Here is a 14,111-nt window from a genome sequence, read left to right on the forward strand (position 1 = left end):
TTCAATAACAATATAGGGGTACGTATACCCTTTTTTAGTTGTATCTTCATTTTAGCAACTGAAAAAGGTTACGTCTACCCCTCCTTTGGAGGGATTTTTTATGAGTCTAGCAAAGGCACTAGAGCATATTGAGTTTCACCATCAATCTGCTGATGGTTATATTGCGTTAGCCAAAAAAAGAGAAGATGGCCATTTTGATCAATATCATTATCGATCTGAAGAAGTGAGCAGCAAGTTATCTGAGTGGCTTGGAGAAGACGTTTATTTTTCGCAAAATACATTTTATAAGCCATCGCGCCGCGTTGAAAATGTTCGACAACTACGCGCTCTGTACGTGGACGTAGATTGCTACCTGCTGAATTACTCACCTGATTGGGTCATTGGCAAAATGGAACTCGAACTGTTCGGCGAGTCTGTTCCAGAACCAAACTTAATTATTTATTCGGGGCGCGGATTCGTTTTAGTGTGGCTCCTGAATCCTATACCGGCAAAGGCACTTCCCTTGTGGCAATCTGTTGAGCGGCATTTCGCATCACAGTTTTCTTTCGTAGGAGCAGATTCTAAGGCTACCGATGCTTCTCGCATATTACGAGTAGCTGGAAGTGTGAACAGCAAAAGCGGTTCTGAAGTAACTGTTCAGTATCGCCATGCACATCGGTATGATCTCCGACAGCTGCAGCACGACTATCTTCCGGAAATAACTAAAAAGTCCAAAGGGCGGCCACGAAAAATTGTTCAGCTCTTCAACATACATAAACTCTACCATGCACGGCTTCTTGACCTTGTGAAATTGTTGGAACTGCGTCAGAACGATTTAAACCAGTGTAGGGAGAAGTTTTGCTTTCTGTATAGGTATTGGTCTTGTTGCTTTCTAAACGACGAATCTGAGGCCTTACAGAAGGCCATAGAGTTGAATTCGAGTTTTGTTAGACCATTGTCTGAACGGGAAGTGGTTCGAGCCACCCAAAGTGCAGAGAGAGCCTATCGGCTGAGAAATGATAAAAAAGCAAACGAGTTAGCAATTGAGAGAGGTTATCCAGGAGCCGGTTATAACGTCCGGAATGAGACGATCATTGAATGGTTGGCCATAACACCAGAGGAACAGCAGCATTTAAGTACGATTATCTCGAAAAAGGAAAAGCAGAGACGAAATACGTTATATCGTCGTAATGAGCGCGGTTCAGTTACGCGCGATGTTTATTTAGCTGAGCAACAGGAACGAACGGATTCAAAACTTGAGGAGCTTCAGCAATTGCTAGAAACTAATCCTGAAAGTAAGGCTAGTGAACTGGCCAAATTACTAGGAGTTTCGCGTAGTCATTTATACAGACTGCTTGCTAAAACAAAAGGGTGAATGGTTGTCATTTTAAATTAACGGGGCTTTAGCCCCGCCGTAGGCTAGAGCCTACACAATATAGAACAGGCGAGGACATCCTTCGTCTGTTTTTTTATTTTCTCTCCGAAAAGTGTCTCATGGTTGTCAGCTTATATTCAGGGGGCTATGCCCTGCCGTAGGCTGCCGGATACCTGGTGCGTTTGTGGGCATTCTGGATCGATGGTACGCATGGCCGTCTGCAGCTCGTTCCAGAAAAAGTGTCTCATGGTTGTCAGCTTATATTCAGGGGGCTATGCCCTGCCGTAGGCTGCCGGATACCTGGTGCGTTTGCGGGCATTCTGGATCGATGGTACGCATGGCCGTCTGCAGCTCGTTCCAGAAAAAGTGTCTCATGGTTGTCAGCTTATATTCAGGGGGCTATGCCCTGCCGTAGGCTGCCGGATACCTGGTGCGTTTGCGGGCATTCTGGATCGATGGTACGCATGGCCGTCTGCAGCTCGTTCCAGAAAAAGTGTCTCATGGTTGTCAGCTTATATTCAGGGGGCTATGCCCTGCCGTAGGCTTCCCTGGATACTTGGTGTGTTTGCATTCTTTGCTTACTCCTTCTTCCACTTAGGCTTAGCTTTTTTCTTCTTTGTCCTCTGTTTCCTATTCTTTTTTCTTCTACTCTTGGTAGTTCCTTAGAGTGTCCCTTCCCCCGTCCTTCCGCTGGTGTCTGGGGGGGCCTACCCACGGGATGGGGTAAAGTACTCCTGCCCAATCCCTGAAACCCTTGCCGCAAGCGGCACCTCCTTAAGCATATGTTCACGGTTCGGTAGAGCGTATGAACCGTGAACATATGCTTAAGGAGGATAGATAAATAACAACGTACGGAATAAAGCAGGGAAATTATATTGATTGATGGATTGATTGAGAGATGGAGAGTTTGTATTTAAGGGTGGGAGGACGGGGGAAGGATTGTGAGTAAGATGTTGAGTTTGGTTGGTGGTTGATGATTGATTTGTGGATGGTAGTAAGGTGAAGGAAAGGGTTATGAGGATGGGTGTGGAAAGGAATAGGAATTGATGATAAAGAAGAGTTAGGAATGGTTATGTTGGGTGGATGAGTGCGAGAAATGAAGGGTATTGTTGATGATGGTAGGATGTTGGTTAGTAGAAGTGTGGTTGGTAGACTGTGACTGGATGAGGGTTGGAGTATGTGGACGAGTGGTGTATTTGTGTGTGCGGTCATGACTGATTGAGCGCTATTAGTAGATGATATGAGGTATTATTGAGTGTGATTAGATGATTGATATGTGAGGTGAACGACGTGACCGATGAAAAACAATGGCTTTCTGTGACGGAATTATCAGAACAGCTCGGGATTCCGGATGCGACACTCCGGAGATATATTCGGCAACACGGCCATCACCTGCAGCTGCGTAAGCGGCATAAGAGTTATTTGGTAGCTGATGTTTCGGTAGACGTGCTTGTGCAGATTAGAGAAGCGTATGCAGCCGGTAAGAGTATAGATGATGTGGAAGATGTGTTGGCTACAGCTGGAGCGCCTACGATCATAACAGTGAATGATGTAGATGATAATGGTGGCCGTGTGACCGTAAACCTGGCGGAAGTCTTATCTGACCTACAAAAAACGGTGAACGAACAGAGTGAAATGATTCGCGCGCTCGGTCACATCGTCCAGCAACAAAATCAAGCTGCAGCTACTGCAACTTTGCCTGGTCCTACTGAACAACGGGCAGAACGAGTTACGGAACATTTGACTAGGCGCCGCATCGAGCGGCGGCTTGAACGAGAAGCGTTAGAGTTGTGGGCAGCGAAGCCAGAATCTGAACGTATGCGAAGAACTGGATTATTTCGTCGTGAGGAAGACGCTGCAGCGCGTGATCGATTTGTTCGGGATTATGTGGACGAGCATTATGAAAAGAGATTGCGCCAGGAGTTCGGGCTTGAATAGAACCGCCACCGGCGGCCAAAGGGTTTTCACCCTTATGGAATCCCAGTGTGTTATTATCACACACAATAACACACTGTGTTTTTTTATGTGTGTGACAATAACACACATATGTAATTACCCTCGCCGGGCGGCAGCTTCCCAAACAGGAGGTTTGGGAAGGGCATAAAAGGGTTGGCTTAGGATCCGCTCGTCAAGGGCAAGCCACCAGGAGTGGTCGCTGCGCGACCCTTGACGGCTGCAGTTGTACATATTCCGGAGTCTGCAACGTGTGACTGACGTAGACGAATGATAGTTGCAGTCATGACCGAGCACTCGCAATCGCTTGATACATAAGGTTTTTTTCATCGTGACAAAATGATTGATGTGTGACGTGAACGATGTGAACGATGTGACCGATGTGCCTAAGGAGGGGTAGGGTAAATGTTCGAATATGCCAGAGATAAACGGAAAGTATTAATAGCTTTAGGGCAATTTGTTTCACGTGACATCATAAGAAATTACAAAGATGAAGAAACATTAAACAAGCTAAATAGAGAGAAACTTGCTTATGATTTCTATAATGGCCAACATCCTAACTGGTTAGCTCAAATTGCCCAGGTTCCCGATAGAGAAATATTTATCGATGATGTTGCAAGATGGATCGACAAGCAGATACCTAAGTCTTTTTTGAAGTGGAAATATGAGCTTCATGACCTGAAGCCGAGTCAAATAGATCCGGATCAATTCGATCATGGGCTAATTTATCATTACCAATTTGATATAAAGAAATTTTCAGAAAAATACATATCGTCAGATGGATAGATAACGGTTCATCGAACAAGGTTTTTGATCGTGCAGAAAATCAAAGGAAAACGAAGAAAACGGGAGATCGTAAATGTTGCGATTTGCCCGTTTTTTTGTGATGTTCCACGGAAGCAAAATCGCCGCTCAAGGCTGAATTTGCCCGAATACGGCGGTCGAGGGGCTGGACTGTTTCACAAAATCCGGGATTTTGTGCAATAGTCCAGCTCGAACATTGTTGCAATTCCCACAATATGGTCAGTCCCTTTTTTTGAAAATATTTTTAATTGAAGAAAACATTTTATCAAAGAAGTCACGTAGATATTTGTTGACTAGAAAACCTACCAGAGCAAAGAACAGTGAAATAACTATTATAATCACAAATAGTTTTACTCCTAGTTCTATAGCTTCCATTTAGATACAGCACCTCCTTTTTAGTTATGATTATATACATAACATCCACTTCAAGTGAAATTTGCACTTTCGTATAATTAGATCAGTCAAAACTACATCCATTCAAAATTTGTAAAAAATACTGGAAAATATGAACAGGACGTGATAATCTGGTAAAAAAAGGAGGTTAGCCAATGGTAAGGAAATCTATTAGTTTATGTATGGCTCTATGTCTATCTATCGTTCTAATTTTACCTGGCGGTGGACTGGCGAGCGCAAGTGGAGTACTTACACCGGACACAATTATAACTAACGAGAATGTGTACCAAGTTATTGAATATCTAGGATTAGATCCTAGAGATCTAAAAAAATCTGATACTGATGATTCCATTCCTGTTACTGTAGGGGAATTGGAACAAGCCCTTAATCAATCAAAACAACTCCCTAAAGAAGTTACATCAACAGAAAATCTTAATAAAGTAGCTCCTCTAGCTGCCTCTAGTTTTTGTACTGGATTTCAAAACTTATATTATACGACTAATCTTGGTGGATCGTTTGAATTGTCTTATGAAGTTGGTATCAATTATTCGTGGAACAAATATACTTCTGTAAATAGTGCGACCGTTTCAGTAATAGATAACGATGATAATGCATTAACAAGTTTTACAATAGCTAGTAAAGATGTTGGAGCTAATGTTATTGATAGCGGCAACAAAGTTGAACTGAAAGCTACCGTTAAAGTAGATTCGTGGTTTACAGTTGCCGGTGTAGGACTTATTAAGTTAACGACAACAACAGTTAAAACATCAAAGGAATGGACTACTACATCAATTCCAAGCTGCACTTAATAGAATATCAAGCCTTGGTTTGGCTCACAATTTTGGGTTGCGATCTGTTAGATCGTAGCCTTTTTATTGTTTGGAGAATCCGCGCGAGTTATTTTACTAATTGAACAAACGTTCTTCAAAAATTTTTTGGACTGTTAATGACGATTTTTAAGCTAGTAGATGGTACTATAGAATAGACAACTGAGTTCGGTGGGGTCACGGCGAAGCCTTTCGCAAGGGAGGTGATAGCCGTGACATTCTTGTTAGGGGTCCTGGATGCGGTTGAGAAGACCGTCAGCATCGCAGCTGGCGTGTATGCTTTGTATCAAGCGATTCAAGCGGCGTATAACAAGCGAAAAAACCACCGAGATTAAGGTTGGTCGGCCTAATCGGTGGCTTTTCGCTGTAAAGTGAAATATGCTCGCCGTGGTTGCCCACCGGCTTTTTTGTTAAAGGGGCTACGATCTTGCAGGATCGTAGTCTCTTTTTTATTGTATCCAGCAATCGAATTACGCAGTCCGATTTTCGTATCATATATTCATGTACTATGCGATAGAAAATCCTATCTTCAATATATCATTTTTCGTGAAAAAATTACCATGAAATTTATTCCATTAACCCGAATAATTACATAAAAATAGTAGAACAAGATCAGCCCGTTTTTGTGTTAATTTTGCTCAATAAATTGCTTATGATTACCTCATAAAATCAATAGAAAATGGGGGAATCACTTTGAAAAAACACTGTCCAATCTCTAAAAGGTTCGATATACTCAATTCAGTAAATACAAATGTACAGAACGGAGCCCTCAGCTTGTGTAGCATAGATATTAACGCATCAGAAATACAAATTGTTGGGAAAATAAATACTGCTGCCATTAAAAGATTGATTAATGTTGATTTCCAGACTGAAGATGTAAAAATGTATCCTGGTGCACTAAAGCATATTAGAAGAAATCATCCTGGCATCCTTGAAGATTACGGACATCTCATTCCGGATATCATTGCAAATCCTGATTTTGTTGGCCAAAATCCCAAAGAGCTGAACAGCGTAGAATTGGTGAAAGCCATCACACCACATTTGTTGTTGGCCATTAAGTTAGATCCTTCAGGATATCTGTTCGTATCTTCTTTTTATGACATGCACAATGGCCCTGTTAAGTTACAAAAGAGATTGGCCAGTGGAAGACTGGTTCCATTTACGGCCAATTGACGTGATGTCGGAAATACAGTATCATATAATGTGTAATACACGTTAAGATTTTGACCATAATATATACTAAAGATCATTGAGGTGGGAAAGGTTCCCCACGCGCTTGCTGAAAAGCAAGTTACCAGAGATCAGGATACGCCGCCCTGCTATGATCTTTCAAACAGAGACCCCTTTTCGGGGTCTTTTTGCTTTTTGTAAGCAGCTAAGCGCGTAACTTCTGGCTGGGAAAGTCCGGTTCAAATCATATGTTTCACAAAAAAATGAAACAGTGTTATATTGTTATATAGATAACTACATTGTGAATTTGTGTGTTTTCCAAATGTAATGGCGATAATAAAAAGGAGCCGTTAAGCAGTTGGAGCTGCTAACGGCTTTGATATGGAGTAAGTTCACTGCTTAATGGGTAGAGGGGCTGCTCCGGCTAAATAAACCAGTCTCTGTGAGAGAACCGCTCCCGGCCAAGGATAGCGGTTCTACTTTTTTTACAGGTGTGAATGTACGTCAGCAGCGCCAGAATAAACATTCCAAAGAGGAACATTACAGACAAAGCCTCAAATACTGTCACTGGCCTCACCTCCTTTTTCCGAAGGTGGCCACTACCCATATCGCCGTTCAACTCATTCCAATTTATAGTATAGCATAACTCGGTAGAAAGTTGTTTTGATAGCGTTTTCACGTAGGATAGTGCAAAAAAACTAGTAGAGAAATAAAAAAAATCCCCGTGGTTGTGCAGACCATCGGAGATGCTGATATGGATATCATCATAGCATGAATCTCGTTGATGGGGTAGAGACAGCAAAACGCGAAAATCGTACGCTAACAATTGTGTTGCATCGTGATCCAGCCGAGAACGTCTAAATTGTGTTGCGTTAGAGGGAACGGTTCCGCATGAATACCCGGACTAATACAACACAATTGACTTTGTGCTGCATTCCTTAGCGTACGGAAAATCAGCGATGTTACTGGATTTTTCCCCTTAGCGTACGTTTTCCGCGTTTTGTTGGCGGTACCCCTTGATGTGTACATGGCATGAGGATTTGCATTCTTTTCTTTCGAAACGAAGTAATACAAATGTATTACATGCCGTTAAACTTGATCAAAATAGTGTATTACAAATGTATTACAATTGATTTTTGAACCGTACTGCAGCGCAAAGAAGCCCAGGGATTTTCATCCTTGGGCTTCTTGCAATTACGGCTCCGGAGCGTCCAGCAGCCGTAATTCCGTCTATGCCGATAGCATAGCGCAGCTGAAGCAAGAAATCAACACCAACACCGTGCAAGCCGCCGGATACTTTATTCACGGCCGTTCTCATCGTGCATGATTTTGGCCGTTGATCCATCCGGATTAACTTGTGTAATGAACTCGTCGCCCTCCTGGCGATAATAATACGGAGTACCTGCAGCTCGTGCTTTTTCTGTAGCATAAGCAAAGGCTTGTCGGCCGATTTCATCGAGCTGCTTCCAGGTCATCATCTTTTCCATCGTCGTATTCACTCCTTGGATAGCAGCGGCGTAAGCCAGCTGCGAATGAGAACCGCAAGCCGCCAAAAGGCGGTTAAGGCGCACCCACAAAGTGGGTAGTGCAGGATTAAAAGGTGACTACATCACCTTGTAAAAGCGCTCCGCACTTGGGTTTATCGTGACTACATTATATAATGGAAATGTATACAATGGTAGATTATAGCACGAATGCCAAGGGGAAAGGGTGTCTACTATGGGATCTATGCAGCGTATTGACGATCATTTACACGAACGAATGAAGCAGCTGGTAAAGATGAAAAATGGCCGATCGTTAACAGAAGAATATCGGCAAGCAATCGAGCATTGGATTGCACAAGAAACGCAAAATATATTATTGGCCGACAGTCAGATCCTAAACAGAATGGAAGACCGAATAACGAAGGCCGAGGAACGGTTGGCCAGAATGAACGGACGTACTGGTATGGACGTATCGATCGTTTTAACCGGCATACTGCATTTACTCGCCAAACAGCATGGAGTAACTGAGAAGCAAATTTACGAAGAACTGCGGCCTATAGCTGCGGCTAATTTCTCTAGAAAAGATGTTTAGGGATGGAAATAGAAGAGGTATAGCCGGGAACGACCAGGCTATACCTCTTTTTGTTCTTTTATGATATTGGACATTTCTTGTTCGAATTTCTCCTGAATCCCCATTTCATCTCTAGCGTTTTTTTCTAATGCTAGAAACATTAGTGAGGACATACTAACGCCTGTTTTTTTAGCTCTAGCTTTATAGTAAGCATAAACTTCTGGACTGACTGTTATATTAAATCGAACCAGATTGTTTTCGTCTGACATCAAAATGGCACCTCCTAGACCCAATAAAAAAGACTTCTCTAAAAATCAGAGAAGTCCTTTTTTATTTATGAGCGAGTCGAGGTGGGATGGTTTCCCAGCTTTAGCCTTTACCGAAGTGAATAGTGTTACCAGCACTGTTCACTTCCCATAGAACACATGGGTAGAGCATGTAAACTACAGTTGGCAAAGGTTTAAAGGAATGGCAGCAGGGAATGGCAGCTACCAACTACCAAGCCCCTTATTCAGCTGGAGAGATAGGGGCATCTACCAAACCAGCATAGCTCATGGGATAAATATACAATATAAAAATTATGATGTCAATATGATGTTTAAATAACATCAAAATAACACCAATATAGCGATTTGTGGTATAATGGATATATATACCTACCTTAATCGGACTAGGTAAATTACACTATTTAAGAACATTATTAGGAGGTCAGAACTATGAAACAGAAAACAATTGCTATTGCGGTTGCAACGGCGTTAATGGCATTAAGCATCTCGCCTGCAGGAGCTGCTGCGAAGTACGACTACAATGTAAGGGTGAAAGTGAATGAAAATGTGATTAAATCGGACGTTAAGCCGTTTATCGATGTGGCCAATAGCCGTACATATGTCCCAATTCGTTTTGTCAGCCAAGCCTTGGGCGAAAAAATTGAATGGAACAACAAAACAAAAACCGTCACCGTGAAGACGGCAGCCGGTAAGAAAATCGAACTGTCACGCGGGCAGAAGGTTGCGGTTGTTAATGGTGTGAAGCAAAGCATCGATGCACCGGCTATGGAAGTCAGCAATCGGGTAATGGTTCCGCTGCGCTTCGTATCTGAGCAAATGGGTGCTACGGTCACACCTAAGAAAGAAAACGGATGGACAACAGTGAACATTGCATACGCGAAGGCTCCAGGCGGCAAGGGTGAAGATAAGCAGCCAGAAAAGAGCAACAAAACATTTGATTCATTTGAGCTTGATCCAAAGCACAACAAATTAGCTCCGTTGCTGTTCAAGAACAATATTCGTGTTGAGAACGGTGAGCTGGTGTTTACGGTTCCAGATTTAAAATGGGGTGGAGCTACTCATTATGGAGTTCGTAGTAAAATGACCAAGCTTCAAAAAGGTAAGGAGTATCGTTATAAGCTTGGGGAGGATGGATACATTGGATTCTTCCTGGATCACGAAGATAACACTGTTGAGGGCTATGGCGTATTCTTGAACTCGTCAAATCAACTCTTAAAAGGGGAATTTGATGGTGTTAATGATGTGATAGTGGTTAACGATCTTCTTAATAAGCGCACTGCAGGAACCCTTACTGATGTTATCAGTATGTTCCGGAAGTAGTGGAGGGAAACAATGAAAAAGACTATATGTACCGTCCTAGCGCTTCTGATGATGTGTAGTTTTATTCCTGATTCATTGGTGATTGCTAAAAGCAATCAGGATCCAATGGTCTCCTCTTATGCAAATTGGAAGTATGGAGATACAGGGGAAAAACTCAGTGGTTTTATCCCTGCTTTTATGGAGAATGCCACTCGGCCTTGGGAGCTGGCAAGATGGACAGGCATTTTTCGGTTTGCAGATGGTAAAGAATCAACGATTCCAAATTACGATGTCTTTAACATTAAGAAGAAATATGACAGTGATACATTCGACAAGGAGAATGGATTTGGGCTAGTGTACAAGTCCGAATCCGCATTAGACGAACTGTTCCAGGCGATATATGCACCGTATAAAAGCTCTCTTCAAGCAAGACAATGGGAGCATTTACGCAATCATTTTAAATCTGTAGCCAATGATCCGTCTATTAAGGCTGGACATGAGTATTTCTATACTGTTGACTATCATGAATTACTTCGGACTTCTGGAATTGTACAACGATTAGGGATTGCCTTCGATAGCACCAAAAAGATAAGCGAGACAGAACGCCAGGCGTTGTATACGCGAGTTCCGTTCCCGGAACTAACCGTAAAGAACATAGGCAGTAAGATGGTTGTTAACTATAAAGCCAGCGGCTTCACGTATCGGGAAATTCGCGTAATTGCTGTTCCGAAGGGCGGTTGGTTCGGGAAGGATGAAGCCAAGATAACGGCCATCAAAACCGACAATGTTGGTACCTACAAGCCAGCTATGCCGGTCATAATGGAATCGAATCAGATAGCCTATCTGATAGGCACGAAGAAAGACGCTGAGGTTGATTTCATCATCGATGACGGTTACGGCCAGACGGTAATCGTGCCGGCAAAACTATCCGGAACGGACAAGGTAGAAAACGCCGACTTCGTACCGACTAGTATAACGCTAACGGACAGCGGCCAGCTCTGGATGAAATTTCGCTATGACGGCCAGTCGGTACAGCGCGATCAACTTGTGAATCCGGACGGCATGCCGATGACTGCTAAAGTGAAGATTGGTGGCGCAGGTACTGCAGAATTTGAACTGCCGATGATGTATACGGAATTGCCGGACACGCTGCAGCCTAAATCAACCTATAACGTCATGTTGGGGAAAATAGACCTGGGCAACAAGCCAGGGAAGTATACGATTAAGGCAACTGGTATCGTAAACAATCCGAGTCATCCAAAACGCGCTCTGGAAGCTCCAGAGGAAGCGTACAGGAATAACGAAATCAAGGGAGAATGGACCAGGGAGATTAAAGGTGCAGAACATGACCTAATCGCATTCTCCGTCACGGCCAACCCTAATTCGCTGAAGCTCGGAGGGAAAACGGCCGTTACTGCGTCGGTGAAAAATCTCGGGCCTTCAGCTCAAAACAATGTCCGGATTCGCTTCTATGCTAACGGTAAGCAGATCCACGAGCTGAAGAAAGACATGCCAGCGAACAAAACGATCGAAGTTGGAGGATTCAGCTATCAGCCAGCGACGACAGGGGTACATTCAATAAGTGTTCATGTAGACCCACTGGCCGAAAGCTTGGACAAAGACCGTACAAACAACGTGGCCACCACTGGCTGCACCGTGTCCGTAAATGGCGGCGGTGGTAATACCGGGGATGGCAAGTGCGTTAATCAGACGAACAAGACCGGGAACTGGTCGGTCACGTACCATCTGATCACGGGCTATCCGACGAAAACGCGCACATATACCTGGACCGACAGTAAAGGCAAAGTTCATACCGACAGAGAGTCCTATACGGACTACTCAGACCCAAATTGGGAAACTCGTAATGTGCAATACTCGGAAAGCCTAACGATCGATGCCAAGGTAGACACAAAACAAGGCATCGCCACGGATCCGAAACGGCCAAAGGATAGCGACCGTGAAAGCCGTGGCAGCTGGGAGATCATCCCGTATGCCAAAGAAAAGTATTTAAACGCAAATGAGATAACCAGGGCGGGCTATGGCTTCGAGCTGAAGGTCACGACGAACTACAGCAGCGACTGGGAGACGAAAGTACCGAAGGGATACGAGAACACCGCCAAGCCATTTGGAACGCAATACAAGGGCGCACAGACGGCCACAGCGCGTATCTACGATAGCAATAACAAGTATGTAACGACTGTCACGCTGGAGAAGACGAGTGACAACGGAAAACAAGCTACATTCGAGCTTCCGGTTGTTTCTCATAAGGACTCGGTTACAGGCAAAACCTTTAAGTACCGTAAGTATTTTACGGACTATAAAGCGCCAGACGGCAAGTATCGAGTTGAGATTGAATCTGGCCCTGCAGGAGCAACCGGCATTTCAGTTTGTAAGACAGTATTCGTATGGATCTACGGAAGCATGTACGATGATGTGCAGAATCTCCGGAAAGAAAGTTAAAATAGAGAACCCTCCAAAATCTTGGATTTTGGAGGGTTCTTTTATGTCTGTGGGGGCTGATTAAGTTCTGGTTCCCCAACCATGGTTGTTAGTAGAAAATGCAGCCGGATCAACTACCGGTATAACAACAACACTAAGAAGTCCTAACGCTAAAGTCAACGAGATCAAGGCTTTTTTCATTTTCAATCACCCCGTTAAATATTTTTTGTACTTCTCTTGTTGTCTGAGCGATGCGAAATCCCTGAATTTTTCAAACATTGCAGTGCATTTTTTAAAGTCACTGTCATTGTTAAGCATATGAGATAATTCCAATGCCTGTAAAGTATTTTCTAATCCATTTTGGTAATCTGACTTCTTTAAGCAGTAAATAGCTAGCTGGTACAAGAAAGTGAAGGTATGTGTTTTATTTATATGATCCTCAAAATCTCTAAATTCGAGAACCTGTTTCGAAAATTTAGCTAAAACGTCATCTACAGGCATGTCATGGAGGTTGGCCGATTCCATGATCGTAACCATTCCTGGTAGTACTTCCTCCGGATTCGATTCCAAAAAATCTACATAATCCGGAAGAATTTCCGTTTTGCCCGATAGCAAATCTAACGTGTACGAATTGGCTTTAGCATAAAGGCGGAACCGTTCTACCTCTTCATAACCGGCTTCGTCCAGATTATTGAACCATCCCAGCTCAGCGTATTTGGTAACAAACTCTTTTGCTGCTTGGTAATCGCCCTGCTTTTGTAGAGCTGTTGATTTAGCTAAGTAGCTAAACCCGTAATAATAAACCAGTGGCAATTCAGCAGCTAATTCAACTTCAAGTTGATGAGCTCGTTTTTGTTGCTGATCATGATATATCCGACTCGCAACGGTATGTAATTTGTCTGCAAATTGACTGACTTCATCCCACATATGCAACGTAAAGTAGATTCGGAGCATTTTGAGAATCGCGTCAAGCTGGTAATGCTCAGGAAGTTTCTTTATAACTGGCTCAAATTGTATTGCAGCTCGTAAGTTCTCTCTAGCATCTAGCGAGTTTTTAAGTATAAATATTCGGTACACACTTAAAGCAAAATAATAATTGGATAGACTATCATTTGCTTCATTCTGAACGACACATTCATAATACGGCAAAGCTTCCTTCCGCTTTCCTTCCGCGAATAAACGCTCCCCAACTTCAAATACGAGCTTTATATTTTGGGTTTCTTCCAACAAAGAATAGGCTTCCTTGTGGGGCGGATTTTGACGCTCCATGTTACCGGCCTCCATTTGGATTATTCTTGTGCATTTACTAGAAGAATGTTGATCTGGTTAGTGATGTAATAAACACATATTCCTAATATATGCATAAATTTACCAATGGTCAAGCGATGTATGCCGTCGTAAAAACGAAAAAGGCCCCGAAAATAAGGGGCCTTTCTGTATGAAAACATTTACTAGATTCATAGGGAGTGCTAGAATTATTTCCAAGAACGAAAAAAGACGCCATGACTTTGGCGGGTCAGCGTCTCTTCG

The 14,111-nt window shown here is 43.1% G+C and carries 15 protein-coding genes; 10 read left to right on the forward strand and 5 right to left on the reverse strand.

The features are described 5' to 3' along the window. The first annotated feature begins 100 nt into the window (after positions 1 to 100). The 7 genes from PAV_RS31955 to PAV_RS31980 all read left to right on the forward strand — a co-directional run bounded on the left by PAV_RS31955 (position 101) and on the right by PAV_RS31980 (position 6,504). On the forward strand, positions 101 to 1,354 hold the full coding sequence (locus PAV_RS31955; protein WP_005552764.1) for a helix-turn-helix domain-containing protein: 1,254 nt from the start codon (positions 101 to 103) through the stop codon (positions 1,352 to 1,354). Between the two features lie 176 nt (positions 1,355 to 1,530). After that, positions 1,531 to 1,896 (forward strand): hypothetical protein, encoded by a 366-nt coding sequence (locus tag PAV_RS35175; RefSeq protein WP_157267468.1) that lies wholly within the window; start codon positions 1,531 to 1,533, stop codon positions 1,894 to 1,896. Between the two features lie 748 nt (positions 1,897 to 2,644). Next, the gene (locus PAV_RS31965) at positions 2,645 to 3,292 is read left to right on the forward strand and encodes a MerR family transcriptional regulator (RefSeq protein WP_005552765.1); all 648 of its coding nucleotides are present in this window, start codon (positions 2,645 to 2,647) and stop codon (positions 3,290 to 3,292) included. 420 nt (positions 3,293 to 3,712) lie between these two features. Continuing rightward, a complete protein-coding gene (locus tag PAV_RS31970; protein ID WP_005552772.1) occupies positions 3,713 to 4,093 on the forward strand; it encodes a hypothetical protein in 381 nt (126 codons plus the stop codon). A gap of 566 nt (positions 4,094 to 4,659) precedes the next feature. Beyond that, positions 4,660 to 5,313: a hypothetical protein gene (locus PAV_RS31975; protein WP_005552776.1), complete on the forward strand. Its 654-nt coding sequence runs from the start codon at positions 4,660 to 4,662 to the stop codon at positions 5,311 to 5,313. 230 nt (positions 5,314 to 5,543) lie between these two features. Next, a complete protein-coding gene (locus tag PAV_RS37110) occupies positions 5,544 to 5,666 on the forward strand; it encodes a hypothetical protein (RefSeq protein WP_262866965.1) in 123 nt (40 codons plus the stop codon). A 358-nt stretch (positions 5,667 to 6,024) separates the two neighbouring features. After that, a complete protein-coding gene (locus PAV_RS31980; protein ID WP_005552778.1) occupies positions 6,025 to 6,504 on the forward strand; it encodes a PBECR3 domain-containing polyvalent protein in 480 nt (159 codons plus the stop codon). Positions 6,505 to 6,925: 421 nt separating this feature from the next. Here the strand turns inward: PAV_RS31980 and PAV_RS35500 are convergent, their stop codons facing one another. The 3 genes from PAV_RS35500 to PAV_RS31990 form a co-directional block, all read right to left on the reverse strand. Beyond that, a complete protein-coding gene (locus PAV_RS35500; protein WP_167549054.1) occupies positions 6,926 to 7,069 on the reverse strand; it encodes a putative holin-like toxin in 144 nt (47 codons plus the stop codon). Positions 7,070 to 7,624: 555 nt separating this feature from the next. Continuing rightward, positions 7,625 to 7,807 (reverse strand): hypothetical protein, encoded by a 183-nt coding sequence (locus PAV_RS31985; RefSeq protein ID WP_040737559.1) that lies wholly within the window; start codon positions 7,805 to 7,807, stop codon positions 7,625 to 7,627. Then, positions 7,800 to 7,988 carry a hypothetical protein gene (locus tag PAV_RS31990; protein WP_005552779.1) on the reverse strand — a complete coding sequence of 63 codons (189 nt, stop codon included), beginning with the start codon at positions 7,986 to 7,988 and terminating at the stop codon, positions 7,800 to 7,802. Before PAV_RS31990 ends, PAV_RS31985 begins: the two co-directional genes overlap by 8 nt. A gap of 232 nt (positions 7,989 to 8,220) precedes the next feature. Here PAV_RS31990 and PAV_RS31995 point away from each other — a divergent pair, with 232 nt between their 5' ends. After that, complete coding sequence (locus PAV_RS31995) at positions 8,221 to 8,577, forward strand: hypothetical protein (RefSeq protein ID WP_005552783.1); 357 nt, start codon at positions 8,221 to 8,223, stop codon at positions 8,575 to 8,577. Positions 8,578 to 8,615: 38 nt separating this feature from the next. Here PAV_RS31995 and PAV_RS32000 read toward each other — a convergent pair whose 3' ends face one another. After that, complete coding sequence (locus PAV_RS32000; protein WP_005552784.1) at positions 8,616 to 8,825, reverse strand: hypothetical protein; 210 nt, start codon at positions 8,823 to 8,825, stop codon at positions 8,616 to 8,618. 447 nt (positions 8,826 to 9,272) lie between these two features. On the opposite strand from PAV_RS32000, the gene PAV_RS33005 reads away from it, so the two are divergent. Together PAV_RS33005 and PAV_RS32010 are read left to right on the forward strand one after the other, a co-directional pair. Further along, positions 9,273 to 10,163: a copper amine oxidase N-terminal domain-containing protein gene (locus PAV_RS33005; protein WP_005552785.1), complete on the forward strand. Its 891-nt coding sequence runs from the start codon at positions 9,273 to 9,275 to the stop codon at positions 10,161 to 10,163. A 12-nt stretch (positions 10,164 to 10,175) separates the two neighbouring features. Next, the gene (locus tag PAV_RS32010; RefSeq protein ID WP_005552788.1) at positions 10,176 to 12,602 is read left to right on the forward strand and encodes a CARDB domain-containing protein; all 2,427 of its coding nucleotides are present in this window, start codon (positions 10,176 to 10,178) and stop codon (positions 12,600 to 12,602) included. Between the two features lie 186 nt (positions 12,603 to 12,788). Here the strand turns inward: PAV_RS32010 and PAV_RS32015 are convergent, their stop codons facing one another. Continuing rightward, positions 12,789 to 13,850: a hypothetical protein gene (locus PAV_RS32015; protein WP_005552790.1), complete on the reverse strand. Its 1,062-nt coding sequence runs from the start codon at positions 13,848 to 13,850 to the stop codon at positions 12,789 to 12,791. Positions 13,851 to 14,111: the final 261 nt, after the last annotated feature.

This window comes from Paenibacillus alvei DSM 29, from assembly GCF_000293805.1.
Taxonomy (GTDB): Bacteria; Bacillota; Bacilli; order Paenibacillales; family Paenibacillaceae; genus Paenibacillus_B; species Paenibacillus_B alvei.

Coding starts and splice junctions, on each gene's coding strand:
- PAV_RS31955 (WP_005552764.1), top strand. CDS start 101: ATGAGTCTAGCAAAGGCACTAGAGCATATTGAGTTTCACCATCAATCT.
- PAV_RS31970 (WP_005552772.1), top strand. CDS start 3,713: ATGTTCGAATATGCCAGAGATAAACGGAAAGTATTAATAGCTTTAGGG.
- PAV_RS31975 (WP_005552776.1), top strand. CDS start 4,660: ATGGTAAGGAAATCTATTAGTTTATGTATGGCTCTATGTCTATCTATC.
- PAV_RS31990 (WP_005552779.1), bottom strand. CDS start 7,988: ATGGAAAAGATGATGACCTGGAAGCAGCTCGATGAAATCGGCCGACAA.
- PAV_RS31995 (WP_005552783.1), top strand. CDS start 8,221: ATGGGATCTATGCAGCGTATTGACGATCATTTACACGAACGAATGAAG.
- PAV_RS32000 (WP_005552784.1), bottom strand. CDS start 8,825: ATGTCAGACGAAAACAATCTGGTTCGATTTAATATAACAGTCAGTCCA.
- PAV_RS33005 (WP_005552785.1), top strand. CDS start 9,273: ATGAAACAGAAAACAATTGCTATTGCGGTTGCAACGGCGTTAATGGCA.
- PAV_RS32010 (WP_005552788.1), top strand. CDS start 10,176: ATGAAAAAGACTATATGTACCGTCCTAGCGCTTCTGATGATGTGTAGT.
- PAV_RS32015 (WP_005552790.1), bottom strand. CDS start 13,850: ATGGAGCGTCAAAATCCGCCCCACAAGGAAGCCTATTCTTTGTTGGAA.